The sequence below is a fragment of the Bacteroides sp. D22 genome (assembly GCF_000163675.1).
Lineage (GTDB): Bacteria > Bacteroidota > Bacteroidia > Bacteroidales > Bacteroidaceae > Bacteroides > Bacteroides xylanisolvens.
The window spans coordinates 61,863-78,312 of the sequence record NZ_GG774795.1; the positions used below are offsets into that span (position 1 = coordinate 61,863).

The 16,450-nt window shown below is 43.6% G+C and carries 12 protein-coding genes and 4 pseudogenes; 12 read left to right on the forward strand and 4 right to left on the reverse strand.

All coding sequences use genetic code 11. From position 1 onward, the window contains the following. From HMPREF0106_RS23960 to HMPREF0106_RS23930, 8 genes and pseudogenes are all read left to right on the forward strand, one after another. Positions 1 to 252: pseudogene (locus tag HMPREF0106_RS23960) on the forward strand (ISAs1 family transposase); the annotation flags it as partial. Continuing rightward, positions 242 to 400 (forward strand): annotated as a pseudogene (locus HMPREF0106_RS28185) (endonuclease); the annotation flags it as partial. The pseudogenes HMPREF0106_RS23960 and HMPREF0106_RS28185, both read left to right, overlap by 11 nt. Continuing rightward, entirely contained in the window at positions 397 to 840 is a 444-nt protein-coding gene (locus tag HMPREF0106_RS23955; RefSeq protein ID WP_009038703.1) for an N-acetylmuramoyl-L-alanine amidase, read from the forward strand. The pseudogene HMPREF0106_RS28185 and the gene HMPREF0106_RS23955, both read left to right, overlap by 4 nt. A gap of 47 nt (positions 841 to 887) precedes the next feature. Then, positions 888 to 1,925 (forward strand): DUF4373 domain-containing protein, encoded by a 1,038-nt coding sequence (locus tag HMPREF0106_RS23950; protein ID WP_009038704.1) that lies wholly within the window; start codon positions 888 to 890, stop codon positions 1,923 to 1,925. 317 nt (positions 1,926 to 2,242) lie between these two features. Then, entirely contained in the window at positions 2,243 to 2,866 is a 624-nt protein-coding gene (locus HMPREF0106_RS23945) for an NYN domain-containing protein (protein ID WP_009038705.1), read from the forward strand. Between the two features lie 19 nt (positions 2,867 to 2,885). Next, positions 2,886 to 3,161 (forward strand): annotated as a pseudogene (locus tag HMPREF0106_RS23940) (hypothetical protein); the annotation flags it as partial. 148 nt (positions 3,162 to 3,309) lie between these two features. Beyond that, the gene (locus HMPREF0106_RS23935; protein WP_004317307.1) at positions 3,310 to 3,504 is read left to right on the forward strand and encodes a hypothetical protein; all 195 of its coding nucleotides are present in this window, start codon (positions 3,310 to 3,312) and stop codon (positions 3,502 to 3,504) included. After that, entirely contained in the window at positions 3,504 to 4,070 is a 567-nt protein-coding gene (locus tag HMPREF0106_RS23930) for a hypothetical protein (protein WP_009038707.1), read from the forward strand. The genes HMPREF0106_RS23935 and HMPREF0106_RS23930 overlap by 1 nt, the downstream gene beginning before the upstream one ends. Before the next feature lie 126 nt (positions 4,071 to 4,196). On the opposite strand, the gene HMPREF0106_RS23925 is transcribed toward HMPREF0106_RS23930, so the two are convergent. The 3 genes from HMPREF0106_RS23925 to HMPREF0106_RS23915 all read right to left on the reverse strand — a co-directional run bounded on the left by HMPREF0106_RS23925 (position 4,197) and on the right by HMPREF0106_RS23915 (position 10,197). Then, a complete protein-coding gene (locus HMPREF0106_RS23925) occupies positions 4,197 to 5,561 on the reverse strand; it encodes a TolC family protein (protein ID WP_009038708.1) in 1,365 nt (454 codons plus the stop codon). A gap of 136 nt (positions 5,562 to 5,697) precedes the next feature. Further along, the gene (locus HMPREF0106_RS23920; RefSeq protein WP_009038709.1) at positions 5,698 to 8,895 is read right to left on the reverse strand and encodes an efflux RND transporter permease subunit; all 3,198 of its coding nucleotides are present in this window, start codon (positions 8,893 to 8,895) and stop codon (positions 5,698 to 5,700) included. A gap of 18 nt (positions 8,896 to 8,913) precedes the next feature. After that, on the reverse strand, positions 8,914 to 10,197 hold the full coding sequence (locus HMPREF0106_RS23915; RefSeq protein WP_083787871.1) for an efflux RND transporter periplasmic adaptor subunit: 1,284 nt from the start codon (positions 10,195 to 10,197) through the stop codon (positions 8,914 to 8,916). A gap of 157 nt (positions 10,198 to 10,354) precedes the next feature. Between HMPREF0106_RS23915 and HMPREF0106_RS23910 the strand changes: the two genes are divergently transcribed. Beyond that, a complete protein-coding gene (locus HMPREF0106_RS23910) occupies positions 10,355 to 11,203 on the forward strand; it encodes a helix-turn-helix domain-containing protein (RefSeq protein WP_009038711.1) in 849 nt (282 codons plus the stop codon). A 66-nt stretch (positions 11,204 to 11,269) separates the two neighbouring features. On the opposite strand, the gene HMPREF0106_RS23905 is transcribed toward HMPREF0106_RS23910, so the two are convergent. Further along, positions 11,270 to 12,352, reverse strand: a complete 1,083-nt coding sequence (locus tag HMPREF0106_RS23905; RefSeq protein WP_008641253.1) for a YhcG family protein — start codon at positions 12,350 to 12,352, stop codon at positions 11,270 to 11,272. 481 nt (positions 12,353 to 12,833) lie between these two features. On the opposite strand from HMPREF0106_RS23905, the gene HMPREF0106_RS23900 reads away from it, so the two are divergent. The 3 genes and pseudogenes from HMPREF0106_RS23900 to HMPREF0106_RS23895 all read left to right on the forward strand — a co-directional run bounded on the left by HMPREF0106_RS23900 (position 12,834) and on the right by HMPREF0106_RS23895 (position 16,323). Beyond that, positions 12,834 to 14,543, forward strand: a complete 1,710-nt coding sequence (locus HMPREF0106_RS23900; RefSeq protein WP_008641252.1) for a hypothetical protein — start codon at positions 12,834 to 12,836, stop codon at positions 14,541 to 14,543. A 157-nt stretch (positions 14,544 to 14,700) separates the two neighbouring features. Next, a pseudogene (locus HMPREF0106_RS28190) lies at positions 14,701 to 14,883 on the forward strand (hypothetical protein); the annotation flags it as partial. A gap of 3 nt (positions 14,884 to 14,886) precedes the next feature. Continuing rightward, complete coding sequence (locus HMPREF0106_RS23895) at positions 14,887 to 16,323, forward strand: calcineurin-like phosphoesterase C-terminal domain-containing protein (RefSeq protein ID WP_009038713.1); 1,437 nt, start codon at positions 14,887 to 14,889, stop codon at positions 16,321 to 16,323. Positions 16,324 to 16,450 lie beyond the last annotated feature (127 nt).

Consider the following 16,450-nt stretch of genomic DNA (forward strand, 5'->3'; position numbering starts at 1 on the left):
GAGATTGCATCTGCCATCAGACAGCATTGGTCTATTGAGAATAATCTTCATTGGCAATTGGATGTTACCTTTCGAGAAGACTACAGTAAAAAGGTGAAAAATGCAGCCAGAAACTTTTCGGTGGCAACAAAGATGGCACTTACCATACTAAAGAAGGATAAAACAACAAAAGGAAGTATGAATCTGAAAAGACTAAAAGCCGGATGGGATGAAAAATATTTGTCACAACTTTTACAGAACAATAATTTTTAATGCGTCTGCCCTGATTCACGCTCCCTTCACTCCGGTGCACCACTCGGTGACAAAGCAATATTACCGTCAACTGTCTGCAGAGGAGGCTGCCACCTTCGGATTCACCTCCCCTACTATACGCAAACAAGAAAGGAGGATTTCACAATGAGAGACACCATCATCATCCACTGTTCCGCCACTCGTGCGGGACAGGATTTTACCGCTGCCGACATCGACCGCTGGCATCGTCAACGCGGCTTCCGTTCTATCGGTTATCACTTCGTCGTCCGTCTCGACGGCACGGTTGAACCGGGAAGGGATGTTGCCCTCGACGGAGCACATTGCACGGGATGGAATCATCGGTCTATCGGTATCTGCTACATTGGCGGACTGGACAGGAACGGTCGGCCTGCCGACACACGAACGGAAGCGCAGCGTGAAGCACTTGTCCGGCTGGTAGAAGATTTGCGCCTTGTCTTCCCTTCTCTGCAACAGGTGATAGGACATCGGGACACCAGTCCCGACCTTAATGGAGACGGTATTATCTCACCGAACGAGTATATAAAATCCTGCCCCTGCTTCGATGTAAAAGCGGAGTTTATTCAATAATTATCAGTTATTTATTATCAATTATTTACAATCAGTAATTTATCATCATGGCCCGCATTTCCAAACCCGGATTAGATTATTTTCCCCTCGATGTCAATTTTCTGCAGGACAGAAAAGTACGCCGCATCTCCTGTCGCCACCATGCGGCAGGGATTGCTGCGCTCACTTCACTGCTTTGCCTCATTTATAAAGAGAAAGGTTATTATATTTCGTGGAACAAAGACACGCTCTTCGACATCGCCCAGGAAGCGTGTTGCGGGGAGGAGGAAATGCAGGCCATCATTGATGATTGCCTGGCGGTGGGACTGTTCGACGATCTTATATATAAGGAGTACGGTGTATTGACCTCACAGGCCATTCAGGAACAATATCATAAAATCATCACCGACAGCCGGAGAAAATACAAATTACCTCTGGAACATTTCTGGCTTATCAAGGAAGATTTTAAAGATGTAACAGAATCCCATGATTTTGCTACAACAATGCCACAAACAAAAGAGGAAACGGATACAGATATCAAAGGTAAACAGGAAATGGATATGGAAAATGAGAGCAAATCTGAAATCAAAAAAGACAAAGAGACAGAGAGACAAGGAAAATGCCCAAAAGAGAATGAGAGGATAATGCCGCCCGTTCCGTCAAACAGCGTTTTTCAGGCTTCGCCTGTCGTTGTAGAGGGTTTGTCTTTGGATAAATCGATTGGAAGAGAAAAAACGGAATCTACTGCGGAGACGGTTTCTGAAACAGCTTCGGGAACAGCCCCGGGAACAGTCTTAGAAACAGCTCCGAAAACGATTTCGGAAGGGATGCAAACGGGAGGGGGATCGGAAGCTATACTTCTACTAAATATGCAAACAATCGGTATCCGGAACGAACAGACAGTGAAAGCGATTGCCGCCCTTGCCCGACGTAAAGAACTGGGAGGTCCCGGCGGGATTTTATGGAAAATCCTTAGTTCCCAATACCGCCCTACCCTACTCAAAAAGAACGAACCGGGTGATTACATTCTTTGGGCGCTCAATCATCCGACGGAATTTGAAAACACATACAACGGGACACTGAAAAAGCTAATCAGGGGAAGATAAACCGGGAAAAAGTCTGAATATAAAAACGAAACATGCCATCATCATTCGTTTATATCATAAATTCAGGCAAAGAAAGATAGAAAACCAAGAACTATCGCATCTTTATCATACAAGGAAAAGGCCTCGACTTGTAGAGCCAGTATTTGTAACTCGAGAAACCAAAGAATAAAGTAAATCATAAAAAAGGAAGAAAAAGAACCTATCAATTTGTTATTCTAAAAAAGATTTGTACCTTTGTGGTACAAATTACCCCCCTTAGTTGAGAAATACTAAGGCTGACCCATCAATTAAAGATGGGTTTTTTTATATATAACGCTATGGAAGACAAAAAGAAAGTAATAGTCTATGTAGACGGTTTTAATTTCTATTACGGGCTGAAGTCCAAAAAATGGAAAATGTGTTATTGGCTGGATTTAGTCAGCTTCTTTAATAGTTTTCTAAAGCCCTATCAAGAATTGGTAGAAGTCAATTATTTTTCAGCTCGTCCAACAGATGCAGGCAAACACGATAGGCAAGATAAACTATTTCAAGCAAACAAATGTAACCCTAAATTTAACTTGATATTGGGTAAATACCTCAAAAAAGAGATTAAATGCCGTTATTGTGGTGGTATCATTCATTCTTTTGAAGAAAAAGAGACAGATGTACGAATAGCTACAAAGATTCTGTCGGACGCCTATAAAAAGCGCTGTGACATTGCTATCATTGTATCAGCAGACAGCGATTTAATACCACCTGTAGAGCTGATAAGAGAATTTAACCCGTTACAAAAGGTCTATGTATATTTTCCTCCTAACAGATATTCATCTAATTTATCGAACCTAAGTGATGGCACACGTAAACTTGATGGCGCTTTTAATATATTCAAGAAACATATATTGCCCCAAAAAGTGCAGCTACCAAACGGATATGTAATAGAACGCCCGGATGAGTGGAAATAAGATTTTAGATCGACCTATCTTGCCGTTCAAGGCACGAAAAGCTGTCTTCGAGAAATTGGAAGATATCGCCGATGTGGCTTCTATGTCTCCGGAAGACAGGGAGCGATACGACAATAGCGTCAAGGTGTACCGCGATTATTTGGTGACAATGGATGCAGCTGAACAAAAAGGGATGAAAGAAGGCGCCCAAAAAGCCCAACTACAAATAGCGCGGAACATGAAAGCCAAAGGGATAGACAACCAATCTATTGCCGAATGTACTGATTTACCTTTAAGCATGATCGAAGAGTTATAGAGTAATTAGACAAAAGAAGTTAAAAGCACTCATCAATCCACAATCAGCCACCCTCTCTTGCAAATATATTTGTTATTTTTGCGGAGTAATAACATTATTACGTTCCAAAACAGATATTTGGGGCATAGCTCTAAAGGAGACATTAATTATGGGAAACAGTTTAAAAAAACAGAAAGAAGCTTCATTGGCTGCTAACAACACCAAAAAGAGCAAAGGTGAGAGACTTGGATGGAAATCAATAAGCGAATATAAAACTGTGTCTCTCAAAAAAATTGTCGGAAACGGAAATCGTGTAAACGAAACAAATATTCCTGTAAATACAAGTATAAGACTTGTACCGTAATGCTGGATAATATAAGGCCTTATAAGATGATATTTATTCAAAAAGCGTCACCAAATGTTGGTGACGCTTTTGATTTTGCATATATTTATAAGTTCTACTCAAACAGAAAAGATATCTGTCAAAGACTAAAATACATTGTCAGGGTTGAAGTTACCAATGATATTTTTGCCATCAAGTTTTATGCTGCCAGAGACAAAAAGCTCGATAATAAATATAACCGAATTCTCAAAATGCACAACTATACAGAAACTCTACGTATATTTATGACTTGTGCCAGCATTGTCCCTCTCATTTTACAAAAATTCCCACTAGCTTCATTTGTGATAAATGGTGCTCAAAGTTTAGATTTAGAATCTAACAAAATAGAAGGAAGAGCCAACGATCAAAGGTTCAGATTATACAAAAACATGGCTACCCAATTATTTGGTAAAGAACGTTTTGAACATTACGAATTTATAGAAATCAGTTCTTACCTGATGGTAAACAAAAAAGAGTGTTCTGATATAGAGAGAAAAAAAGACAGAATTAAAGAAACCCTTCTTAACCTATATGACATAGACAGCTAAAACAAAAGAGGTGAGTTCCCCTTCACAGGGTAGCCCACCTCTTTCTCTTCATACACAAACATTCAAATGATCAGGTACCAGATGCTCGTCAATGTAACGGATGCCATCCATTTTAAACATACCTCCCTACATACGGCCGCCACCCAAAGCCTGATACAACGTAATCACACCCTGAATTTCGGTAAAGCGGTTCGCCACTTGTGACAGTTGCGCGTTGAGCAACGTCTGTTGTGCCGTCAGCACTTCCAGATAAGTGGTGTTGCCATGCTTCATCAACAGGCTTGTGCTCTTGGCGGCTGTTTGCAAAGAGGCTACCTGCTTGTCATAGTAGTCGGCTTTCTCGCGGGCAGTCTGATACTGTACCAGTGCCTCGTTCACTTCCACACCTGCATTCAGCAAGGTTTGCTCAAAGCTAAGGCGGGCTTCCTCCTGTTGGGCTTTCGCTATTTTCAGTTGGGCGATGTTGGCGCCTTTATTAAATAGAGGCTGCGTCAGAGAAGCTACGGCGGAAGCCAGAAACTTACCCGGATTGACAATCATGCTACCCGCACTGTTGGTCCAGCCTGCGCTGCCACTCAACGTGATGGAAGGATAGAAAGCGGCACGGGCGGCATTTGTGGTATAGAAAGCCTGCGCCAACGAGAATTCTGCGCTACGCACATCGGGACGGTTGGAAAGCATCTGCAAGGGAACACCTACGGAGAAGTTTTCCGGCAACTGCTGGTTTCCCAGTTTGCCACGCTGTATCTCATGGGGAGTTTCAGCCAGCAACAACGCCAGTGAATTTTCCGCCTGATTGATTTGTTCTTTCAGGTCGAGCACGGTGGTACATATATTATAATAAGTAGCCTCCGTCTGCGCCAGTCCCGCCTCGTTCACCATACCGGCTTTTTTCATGGCACGGGTGGCGTTCACGCTTTCCTTCCACGCAGCTTCGGTGGCAACGGCTATCTCATATTGCGAATCGAGCATCAACAAAGTGTAATAGGTGTTGGCAACGGATGCCACCAATTGTGTCTTTACGGCTTGTTCATATTCCTTGCTCTGCTCGTAAGCAGCTTTCGCACGACGTTTTGCGGTGGTCACTTTTCCGAAAATATCCAGTTCCCACGAAGCGGTCACGGGCAGAGAGTAAGTCTGCGTCGCCTTTCCACGGTCGAAGCTGCTGGCAGCTCCTTCCGGCGCAAGGAATAAAGAAGGCAGATAAGACAGTTTGGACGTCAGCAAGGTAGCTTCCGCTTCTTTCACACGCAAGTGGGCAGTCTGCATATCCGTGTTGCGCACGAGTGCCGAATCAATCAGGTTTTGCAAAGACGGATCGGTAAAGACCTCCTGCCACGAGAGGTTGCCGAAGTTTGCCGTATCGGCGGCGGCAACTGATTCGCTACCGTAAAGTCCTTCGGGGACTTCCGATACCGGTTTGTATTTATTATAGATACCGCAACTGCTCAAAACGAGTGTTGCTGCGGACAGAATTATTATTTTTCTCATTCAACTATAAATTTATGATATAAACTAATGATGGTGATATACTTATATTAATTACATCGATTATATGATTACATTAATTATATGATTACATCGACTTTATCTTTTGTACTTATGTTCTTCTGTCTAAAAATCAGAATTACTCTTTTCCAGCCTTGGACTTTTCTTCCTCGCTCACTTTGATTTCCTCTTCAATCTGCCAATCATGCGTAGGGGCACTCTGTACGGGACGGAGACGTTCCTGCAACCATTGAAAAGCAATGAACAAAGTCGGCACGATAAAGAGCAGTGCCAGCGTACCGATAGTCATACCGCCAACTACTCCCGTACCCAATGAACGGTTACCGTTAGCTCCTACTCCACTAGACATCATCAGCGGGAACAGACCGAAAATCATCGTCAAAGCCGTCATCAGAATCGGGCGCAGACGGGCTTTGGCTGCGCTGACAGCAGAAGCAATCAGTCCCATACCGGCCTTACGGCGTTCGGCAGCATATTCCGTCAGCAAGATAGCCGTTTTTGCCAGCAGACCGATCAACATAATCAGACCCGTTTGCAGGTAAATATTATTCTCCAGTCCGAATATCCGGGCAAAAAGGAAGCTACCCATCAATCCGCAAGGCACACTCAAAAGAACAGCGAACGGAATAATGAAGCTCTCGTAGAGCGCGCTTAGAATGAGGTAAATCATCAGGAAGCAAATACCGAAAATAATCATCGTCGTGCCGCTTTGCTGGTTTTCCTCACGGGTGATACCTCCGTAGTCATAGCCGTAACCTTTCGGAAGAGACTGTTCCGCCGTTTCCTGCACAGCCTTGATCGCGTCTCCCGTACTGTATCCATCGGCCGGCATCGCGTTCACCGCAATGGAGTTATACATATTGAAACGGCTCAACGACTCGGCACCATAGCTGCGGGTCAGCGTAACGAACTGGCTCAACGGAGCCATTTCACCATTGGACATACGCACAAAAGCGTTGTCGAGCGAAGTCTCGTCCAAACGGAACATCGGATCGGCCTGAATCATAACGCGGTACACTTTAGAGAAACGGTTGAAGTTGGACACATACTGACCACCGTAGTAGCCGGACAGCGTACTCAACACAGCGTCGGGCGTGATACCTGCACGCTTGCATTTAGCCGCATCCACCTCTACCGTCCATTGCGGATAGCGCACGTCGAACGTCGAATAAGCCATTGCTATTTCAGGCCGTTGGTTCAACGCGCCCAAATATTGCTGGGTAGTGGTAAAGAACTCATTGATATCACCGCCCATCTTGTCCTGCATGTGGAGCTCGAGCGCATTACCCATACCGTAGCCCGGAATCATACCCGGTGAGATGGCGAACACACTGGCATCTTTAATATCGGCCGTAAGGGCATACACCTGTCCGATCACCGACTGCACATTATCCGCGTCATCCGGTCGTTCGTCCCACGGTTTCAGCTTGAGAATCAACATACCGAACGAACTTCCCTGTCCGGCCAGCAAACCGTAACCGGCCACTTTCTGCACGTGCTTCAGTTGGGGGATTTCCATCAGGCGTTTTTCGATGCGTTCCATCACCTCATCCGTCGTAGTGAGCGAACTGCCTGCCGCCGTACTTACATTGACGAAGATCACACCCTGATCCTCATCCGGCACCAGACTGGTCTTTGTGGTATTCATCAGGAACACAAGCAACACTACGGAACAAGCCAGCAGCGACCATGTGAGCCATCTGCGCTTGATAAAGAGCAATACAATCGTCTTATATTTATCCACCATCACATCGAAAGCCGAATTGAAGGACTTACGGAAACGTGCTGCAAAGTTGTTCTTCTGCGTTCCGTCTTCATTGATGTAAGGCTTGAGCAGCAACGCGCACAAAGCCGGACTCAAGGTCAACGCATTGATGGCCGAAATACCTACTGCCACCGCCATCGTCAACCCGAACTGTGTATAGAACGTACCGGAAGTGCCGCCCATAAAGGACACCGGAATAAATACCGCCATAAACACCAGTGAAGAAGTGATAACGGCATTACTGATACCTTTCATCGCGTCGATACTTGCCATATAGGACGACCTGTACCCCACATCGAACCGCGCCTGCACCGCCTCGACGACAATAATGGCATCATCCACCACCGTACCGATCACCAGCACGAGCGCAAACAGTGTCAACAGGTTGATACTGAATCCCGCTATCGCCATGAAAGCGAACGTACCTACCAGCGACACAACGATTCCGACCAAAGGAATCAATGTGGAACGGAAGTCCTGCAAGAAAACGTACACTACGAGGATCACGAGGACAATTGCCTCGATCAACGTCTTCACCACCTCATGAATGGAAGCGAACAGGAAGTCGTTGGAGCTCATCATCTGTGTCAGCTCCACTCCTTTCGGAAGATCCTTGCGTGCCTCATCAAGGAGTTTGTCGATGTTCTGGTTTACTTCCGTCGCATTGGATCCTGCCGTCTGGAACACCATACAGGATATTCCCGGATGGCCGTCCATACCGCCGTGGTAAGCGTAGCTGTCCTGTCCCAGTTGTATGTCGGCAATATCTTTCAGTTTCAACACCTCGCCAGTATCGCTAGAACGGATGACGATGTCGCCAAATTCTTCGGGAGTAATCAGACGTCCCTTATACTTCATCGTATATTGGTACGTTTCATTCGAGTTCTCGCCAAACGAACCGGTTGCCGATTCGATATTCTGCTCGGCAAGCACGCCGGTAATGTCGGACGGAATCAGTTTGTACTGTGCCATCACATCCGGCTTCATCCATACACGCATACTATATTCACCACCCATAATCATCATATCACCCACACCGGAGATACGGAGAATCTGTGGTTTCAGGTTGATACTGATATAGTTGGACAGGAAGTTCTCGTCATAACTCTCGTCCGGACTGGACAAGGAGAACATCTGCAAGATACTCGTCTGCCGTTTGGAAGTGGTCACACCGACTTGGGTTACTTCCGCCGGAAGCTGTCCCGTAGCGCGCGACACACGGTTTTGCACGTTGACAGCCGCCATATCAGGATCAGTGCCCTGCTTAAAATAGACGGTGATGCTCACCGAACCGGCATTGGTGGCGGAAGATGTCATGTAGGTCATGTCCTCCACCCCATTGATCGCCTCTTCCAAAGGCGCGATTACACTCTTCTGCAACGTTTCCGCACTGGCGCCATAATAGGTGGTACTCACCATAATGGTAGGCGGAGCAATATCGGGGTACTGCTCAACAGGCAGACTGAACAGCCCGATGATACCCACTACAACAATCGTAATAGAAATGACTGCCGATAATACGGGGCGTTCTATAAAGGTTCTTAAATTCATGAATGATTCCTCCTTGGTTTAATTTTCAGTAGTTGTGGCCGAAGACGCTGTGGCTGTCTCTGCCGACAGAGATTGAGCGGTCGTCTCCGCTAATGAGGATTGGTTGATTGCCTCTGCTGATGAGGATTGATTGATTGTCTCTGCTGATGAAGATTGATTAGCCTTTGTCACTCCTGCCATTGAAGTTTGAGCAGCCTTCGCCTTGACCGGAGTACCTTCACGAAGCAATCCTACGCCTTCGGCCACAATCACATCTCCCGGTACCAGCCCTTCATCTACAATAAATTCCCGACCGCCGTTGACGCGAGTCACCTGTACCGGGCTTGATTGAGCTTTACCGTCCACAACTTTATACACATATCTCTTATCCTGTATTTCGAAAGTGGCAGCCTGCGGAATGGTCAATGCTCCCGTTTTCTGCACAGGAACAATCACGTTGCCCGCACCACCGCTATGCAACAATCCTTCCTTATTCGGAAAAACAGCACGCAGACTGACCGTACCTGTCGAACGGTCGATCACTCCACTAATCGACTCGATCTGTCCTTGTTCGGAATAAGCCGATTTATCGTTCAGTTGCAGATTGATGGCAGGCATATTTTTCAGCGCCTCTTCTTTGGAACCGTATTGGCGGATGAGTCCCAGCAACTGGTTTTCCGTCATGGAGAAGTAAACATACATATCCGAATTGTCGGAAACCGTTGTCAGCGGTTGGGCAAGAGCGGAACTTACCAAAGCGCCTACGCGGTAAGGCAATGTACCCACCACACCGTCTGCCGGACTTTTCACAACCGTATAAGAAAGATTGTTGCGGGCACTCACTTCCTGCGCTTTTGCCTGCGCCAACTGTGCCTTGGCAGCCAGTAGGGAGTTTTTCGCGGTACTCAAATCGAAAGAGGAAACTACGTTCGCTTTATACAGTTCCTCTTTACTGTCATACGTCAGTTGTGCCGTAGCCAGAGAGGCTTTTGCCGACTCAACGTTTGCCACTGCCGTTTGCAAAGCAGCTTCATACGGCACCTGATCGATGATGAACAACGTCTGTCCGTTCTTCACGCGTTGACCTTCCGTCACACATACTTTAGTCAGCGTACCACTCACCTGGGGATAAATATCAATATCTTGGCGTCCGCGGATGGTTGCCGAGTAGGCGCTTGAAATCATCCGGTCGGCCGGAACAACGGTCATCACTTCGTATTCTGTTTCCATTTGTGCCGGGGGAGCCTGTTTACAGCCTGTCGCAGCAATCATACAGCAGAGCAACAATAATCCCTGCTTCATTTTACATACCTTTCTACTCATTTTCTGTTACCTATTAAATATTTTTGAACGCGGCAAAGGTAGACTGTTTTCTTCATTGAAAACTGGACTTAGTATCTTCAGTTTTGTTCATTTTAGGAACATTAAAACCGATATTTAGTGAAAAAGTGCTATTTTTGTACCCAAAATAAGAATAACAATGGAATCAAAAAACTCTAGCCTAGCCATATTTCGTGAACCGTTCGTAGCCGGAATGGACGAAAACCTGTCTCCAATTATGCAACGCCTGTGGAAACTGGAAGGGGGGGCCATCTATTTTTGCCGTAGCGGATGGGCACACGTCACGATCGACTTGAAAGACTATGAAATTGTCGAAAATACTCAAATCGTGCTCTTGCCGGGAACGATTATCCGCGTCAACGGCAGCAGCAGTGATTTCACAGCTTCTTTCTTCGGATTCCCCAAAGAAATGTTTCGCGAAGCCTGCCTCCGTTTCGAGCCGATCTTCTTCCGGTTCATCAAAGAAAAGCCGTGTTACGTACTTCCGGAAGAAAATACCGGAGCTATCAATGGGTTAATACGTGCCACGACCGCTATATACAACGACCGCGAAAATCGTTTCCGCAACCAAATTGCTAAAAATCACCTCCAGTCGTTTATGTTGGATATCTATGACAAGTGTTACCGCTACTTCGACCGGCAGGAAATAGAAGGAGGAAGTCGGCAGGATGAAATCTTCAAGAAATTCATCGCACTGGTGCACGAAAACTGCATCGCTGAAAGGGAAGTAACCTTCTACGCCAACAAGCTCTGTATCTCCACCAAATACCTGACAGGTATCTGCAAAAGCGTGACGGGTGAAGCTGCCAAAAAGCTTATTGATGACTTCTCCATCCTGGAGATAAAAGTGCTGCTTCAATCCACCGAACTGACGATTCAGGAAATAGCCGACCGGCTCGGTTTTCCCGACCAGTCGTATCTAGGCAGGTATTTCAAACGGCATGAAGGGATGTCGCCGAAGGAGTATCAGAGCAAATATTCTATCTAATAACCAAAATAGCACAGACGGGCGAGCATGGTGTATTTTTTCCACCTATACACCACTCCGCCTAAATTATTCTGCACTTTCATTGTCCTGTAATCCCTGATAAAGTTTGCTTTCCAGTTCTTCGATGGAAGGCAGTCCGGATTTTATATCGTGAGGGATTGATTTACCTAACTCATAATCGGAAATACCTATTGGTTTGTGCACATCACGTAAAGCATATTCAGCCATGATGCGATCTTTGTTCTGACAAAGAAGCAAACCAATCGTCTGATTATCACCTTCCCGGCAAAGAATATCATCTACTGCAGAACAATAGAAATTCAGTTTACCGATATATTCGGGTTGGAAGTCACCCTTTTTCAACTCCACGACTAAATACCTGTGCATAAACACATTATACATCAAGATGTCAATATAGAAATCATTGCCGGACACTTCAATATGATACTGTCTGCCCATGAAGGCGAAGCCTGCTCCCATTTCGAGAAGGAACTTTTCAATATGCTTAACCAACCCTAACTCTACATCTCTTTCGTTATATTCGTCAGTGAAAGTCAGCATATCAAAAATATAGGGGTCTTTTAAGGTTTCTTTTACCTGCTTGGCTTGTATTTCCGGGAGAGTGGAATCGAAGTTGTTTGCCAATGCTCCGTAAGTATGGTAGTAGTCCTGATTGATAGCTTCAATTAAGAAATTACGACTCCATCCACTCTTCAAACATTGAATCATGTACCAATAGCGGGCTTTCAGGTCTTTTACCCGTTGTATTAAAGTGATGTTGTGTGACCAGCTTAACTGTTTTATCGGAAGAACACAATTTGACATTTCTAATTTGGCAACCACTGGTTGCCAAATTGTAAGCTCTTGATTATATTCTTTATGAAACTGAATCATACACCTGCAATTTCGTGGGGAAAAGCCCTTCACTTTCGGATAATCATTCTTCAGGTCATTGGCAAGCTGTTCAAGTGCATTGTTCCCCCATCCTATCTGTTTCTGGCTTTCACAAAGAAGTTTGCCGATGTCCCAATACATAGAAAGCATTTCTTCATTAGCGGAATAAATCGCTTTTTTCTGTGCGAGTGCCACCCGTGCTTTGACTTGTTTAAGCAAAGTAGCGTAGTTAAATATACTATTTTGAATTTCCATTTATTATTTTTCGTTTTAGATTAAAGACACTATAGGTTATTCCTATCCAAGCATCATTCAGCCGATTGCCCCAAAGCAAAGAGACCTTCCTTGATAATAGAGTGGCAAATATAATGATAATTGAAGCATTACGGATGCACTATCCGATAAATTTGCCTGCCTTTTCCGTCATACCACCACTTTGTCACGAATGCAAACTTATATTTATCCAGTTGGACGTTACTCCAGTAGTCACGAAAGATTTCCGCAGGAACACCATTCTCGCTTGGTCTAAGAATAAAAAACAAAAGTTTGTAATTATTACCACATAAAGATTAAATGAATACTTAACGAACTATTGTTTTAATGAGGATGTAATCCTATTGAAATAAAAAAAATCTTACTTTGTAGCATGATTAAAAGACAAAAAGAGCAATTGTTTTAATTTCATATTATCTAATAGAGGATAATACTATTTATGTATCATTAAAATATCAAAATTATGGACACGAAAAAATTATTTCGATTATTATTCTTAGTGTTAGGATATTGCCTGACGATGACTTCATGTTCTGATGACAGTAAAACTGACTGGAATCTGGCCCCTTCATTAATAACTCGTTCAGTGGTAACGCCTGACTTCGATTGGGAAAATGCCGATTGGATGCCAACTCCTGCAGGATATGCACGAATACCGGTTCCTTGGATTGGAGCAGGGAGTTTGTCTTCATTTTATGAAACAGATATACTTAATGATTACAAATCTTTTGATGGGTGGGAGATGCTTTACAACGCTTTCAGTTCAGAGGCTTCTAGTATAGTAAATAATCCTTTCTTTGTATTGTATAATAAGTATCGAGGTACAATGAGAATATATTTATATATAACAACACCTTTCGTAGCAACTTCTTCGTATATACAAAATGGTATTTCTGTTATTTCTGCCAAGGAAACATCTATTTTAAATTTTTTAGGACAGCCAGTCCTAGATGCAGTGGCAAAAGATCAGAAAAGCTACGTACAACTACAGCCCGCCCCTATTGATGGTTCAATGCCATTAGCTACTAACAGATGGTATATGATGGAATATGAATTGGCATATGATCAAAATCTTTCTTCTATTCCTTATAATGAAATACGATTTAATTGGTTTTTGAATTACTATAGTGTTTCTAAAATATACTTAGATGGAAAAATGGAAGGAAAGCTTGATGCCATTCTAGGTCAAGGAGCAGTAGATCATTCAAATAAAATGGGAAACATATTACAATCTGATGAATTAAAATCAATAGGGACTGGAATTTTGGCTGGAATTGGACTAAATTCTTTAGAGAGGAACAAAATATCCGATGCTAAAGATGGACAATCAAATAATAAGTTAGGGCTAAAAAATGGGATTTTTAATGCGTTATATAATGGAGTGAGTTCTGCATTAAAGGGATCTACGTCTGGTCTGCCAGGACTTATAGTTGGATTTGTTAGTGGAATTGTGGGTGGAAGCAGCAATAAAGGAATAAATCCTCCGGTAAATTATCAATTGATGACTACAATTTCCTTGTCAGGTACAAGCACAAATAGCGGAGCATTTCCTTCAATGCCAATTTCATTTTGGTTACCAGGAACAGAAAATGTTATAAATGCAACAGGTTATGTTCCATTATATAATAAAATACTGGGAGTCGTGAATTTTAAAGGAAAGCCAGAAATAAAATCTCACGAACAATACTATGAATATCAAGGAGTTGATCCAGAATATGGTGATTATATCAATGAAGTTCATCGCATTGTCTTTGATACAAGTAAAGATTATTCACCTTACTTAGAATTTAATCCAGAAGTAAAGGCCATTGCCGATATACATGTAACAAATCAAGAAATCGTTTTATATTATAACAAAGAGGTTTTATGTAGATCTTTAAAGACATCGTATAATAATGAAAAATATACTTATTGGGAAGAGGGAGTTTATACAGATCACTGGAATACAGATTGGGCTAATTTTAATAAATATGCCGGAGATGTTTGTGTACGTTTTTCCATCAAAATACAACCTAAAAATGGTGCGCCAGTTTCTCATATAATAAAAACATTCAAATTAAAGGAAAATCGCACTTCTGAAGAGTTGGAGTCAATGCCTAATTATTTAAAGCCTAATTACAACGATTATAATTTAGAAAAAGATTATCATCTAATTTTAAAACCTAAAAAATAAAAACATGAAATAAGTTCCGAGTTCTTTGCCCACTTGTTGAAAGGATGAAACACGTTTTGCTTCCTAGTGTATATGTTGCAAGTCACCCTACACAACAGGACGAAAATTACATCGGTCTACCCAGCGGTTATCAAAGAACACTTCAACGACTACATCAGCACTGAAAAAGGAAGAAGTGAGCCGGGAAGTTGCTACATCCAACATGGCACACATTCTGGATTGTGCCAATGTGATGTGTTTCGACGATAACAGCAAGTCTTTCGAAGAGGCTGTAAAGTCGGCAGACGAACCGGAAGAGATTATCGCATTATTCAATCAAGTCACTCTAAGAAAGTTATAAGCAATGAAAAAAGTATGTAATAGAAATATGCTGTTTGCGGCAATCTTATGTCTCCAGCTAAATGTTGTTGCCGCTTTTGGTCAGACTGTTGTGAAAGGCAGTGTGAAAGATAACACAGGTAAGCCTGTCAGCGGTGTAGTAGTAACTGACGGTGCGCATTTTAAAACAACCGACGCGCAAGGAAACTATGTTTTGAACACCGATCCGGCACGTTATCCGATGGTTTACATCTCTACTCCGGCAGACTATGAGCTTCCTTCCAAAGAGGGTGTAGCCGACGGCTTCTATCAATATTTGGATGCGAAGAAAAGCGAGAATCAGTGCAACTTCGTTCTGACCAAACGGCAGAAGCCGGCGGATGAATTTGTATATATCGCCATTTCCGATCCGCAAGTGAGGAACGAGAAACAACTGAACCGCTTCCGCACAGAAACAGTGCCCGACCTGAAACAGACTGCCGACTCGCTAAAGAACTTCGAAATCGTTGGTATGGGACTGGGCGACCTTGTGTGGGATGCCATGAACTTATATGCTCCTTACCGGCAAGCCGTCTCTAATTTAGGTATCACAATGTTCCAACTAATGGGAAACCATGATTTCAACCTGCTCTACAAATCCATGACACAGACGGATCATCCGGCAGACGGATATGGGGAACAGAATTATTACCAGTCGTTCGGTCCGGCCAACTATTCATTCAACATTGGAAAAATCCATGTAATCGCAATGAAAGACATCGACTACGATGGTAATAAGAAATACACGGAACGATTCACACCGGAAGATCTGGACTGGTTGAGAAAAGATTTAAGTTATGTGCCCGAAGGAAGCACCATATTCCTGAACGTACACGCTCCGGTAGCCAACAACACGGTATCGGCCGGTGGAAATGCACGCAACGCCAACGCGCTTTTCCAACTATTAAGACCGTATCAGGTTCATATTTTCTCGGGACACACACATTTCTATGAGAATCAGCAACCTGCGCCTACTATTTATGAACATAATATCGGAGCTGCCTGCGGTGCATGGTGGGCAGGACACGTGAACCGTTGCGGAGCGCCGAACGGTTATCTGGTGGTAGAAGTGAAAGGTGACGATGTGAAATGGCGTTACAAAGCGACAGGCTGTTCTCCCGATTATCAGTTCCGGCTCCACAAGCCGGGAGAATTTGAAAGCCAGAAAGACTATGTGGTAGCCAACATCTGGGATTGGGACAGAACGTATACAATAAACTGGTACGAAGACGGAGTATTGAAAGGTGCCATGCAGGCTTTTGATGATGAAGATCAGGATTATATCAACATGGTGAAAGGAAAGAAAACCGGCTATCATACACGGCATCTTTTCCGGGCACAGCCTGCGAAAGGTACGAAGTCTGTCAAAGTGGTGGTTAAGAATCGTTTCGGAGAAATATTCACGAAAGAGGTGAAATTGTAGGTTCTTCCAGTCTATTTATGGTTCCCCCGAATAATTTGTGAAAATTCAGTAGTATGAATAGAGTTTATACCGATTCATTACGAAAACCAACTTTCGAAAAGAATCGGTGTAAACTATCCTTTTTTCA

Excerpts from the sequence above, each read along its gene's own strand:
- HMPREF0106_RS23915 (WP_083787871.1), bottom strand. The coding sequence starts at position 10,197 with ATGAGTAGAAAGGTATGTAAAATGAAGCAGGGATTATTGTTGCTCTGC.
- HMPREF0106_RS23925 (WP_009038708.1), bottom strand. The coding sequence starts at position 5,561 with ATGAGAAAAATAATAATTCTGTCCGCAGCAACACTCGTTTTGAGCAGT.
- HMPREF0106_RS23920 (WP_009038709.1), bottom strand. The coding sequence starts at position 8,895 with ATGAATTTAAGAACCTTTATAGAACGCCCCGTATTATCGGCAGTCATT.
- HMPREF0106_RS23895 (WP_009038713.1), top strand. The coding sequence starts at position 14,887 with ATGAAAAAAGTATGTAATAGAAATATGCTGTTTGCGGCAATCTTATGT.
- HMPREF0106_RS23935 (WP_004317307.1), top strand. The coding sequence starts at position 3,310 with ATGGGAAACAGTTTAAAAAAACAGAAAGAAGCTTCATTGGCTGCTAAC.
- HMPREF0106_RS23945 (WP_009038705.1), top strand. The coding sequence starts at position 2,243 with ATGGAAGACAAAAAGAAAGTAATAGTCTATGTAGACGGTTTTAATTTC.
- HMPREF0106_RS23950 (WP_009038704.1), top strand. The coding sequence starts at position 888 with ATGGCCCGCATTTCCAAACCCGGATTAGATTATTTTCCCCTCGATGTC.
- HMPREF0106_RS23955 (WP_009038703.1), top strand. The coding sequence starts at position 397 with ATGAGAGACACCATCATCATCCACTGTTCCGCCACTCGTGCGGGACAG.
- HMPREF0106_RS23930 (WP_009038707.1), top strand. The coding sequence starts at position 3,504 with ATGCTGGATAATATAAGGCCTTATAAGATGATATTTATTCAAAAAGCG.
- HMPREF0106_RS23900 (WP_008641252.1), top strand. The coding sequence starts at position 12,834 with ATGGACACGAAAAAATTATTTCGATTATTATTCTTAGTGTTAGGATAT.
- HMPREF0106_RS23905 (WP_008641253.1), bottom strand. The coding sequence starts at position 12,352 with ATGGAAATTCAAAATAGTATATTTAACTACGCTACTTTGCTTAAACAA.
- HMPREF0106_RS23910 (WP_009038711.1), top strand. The coding sequence starts at position 10,355 with ATGGAATCAAAAAACTCTAGCCTAGCCATATTTCGTGAACCGTTCGTA.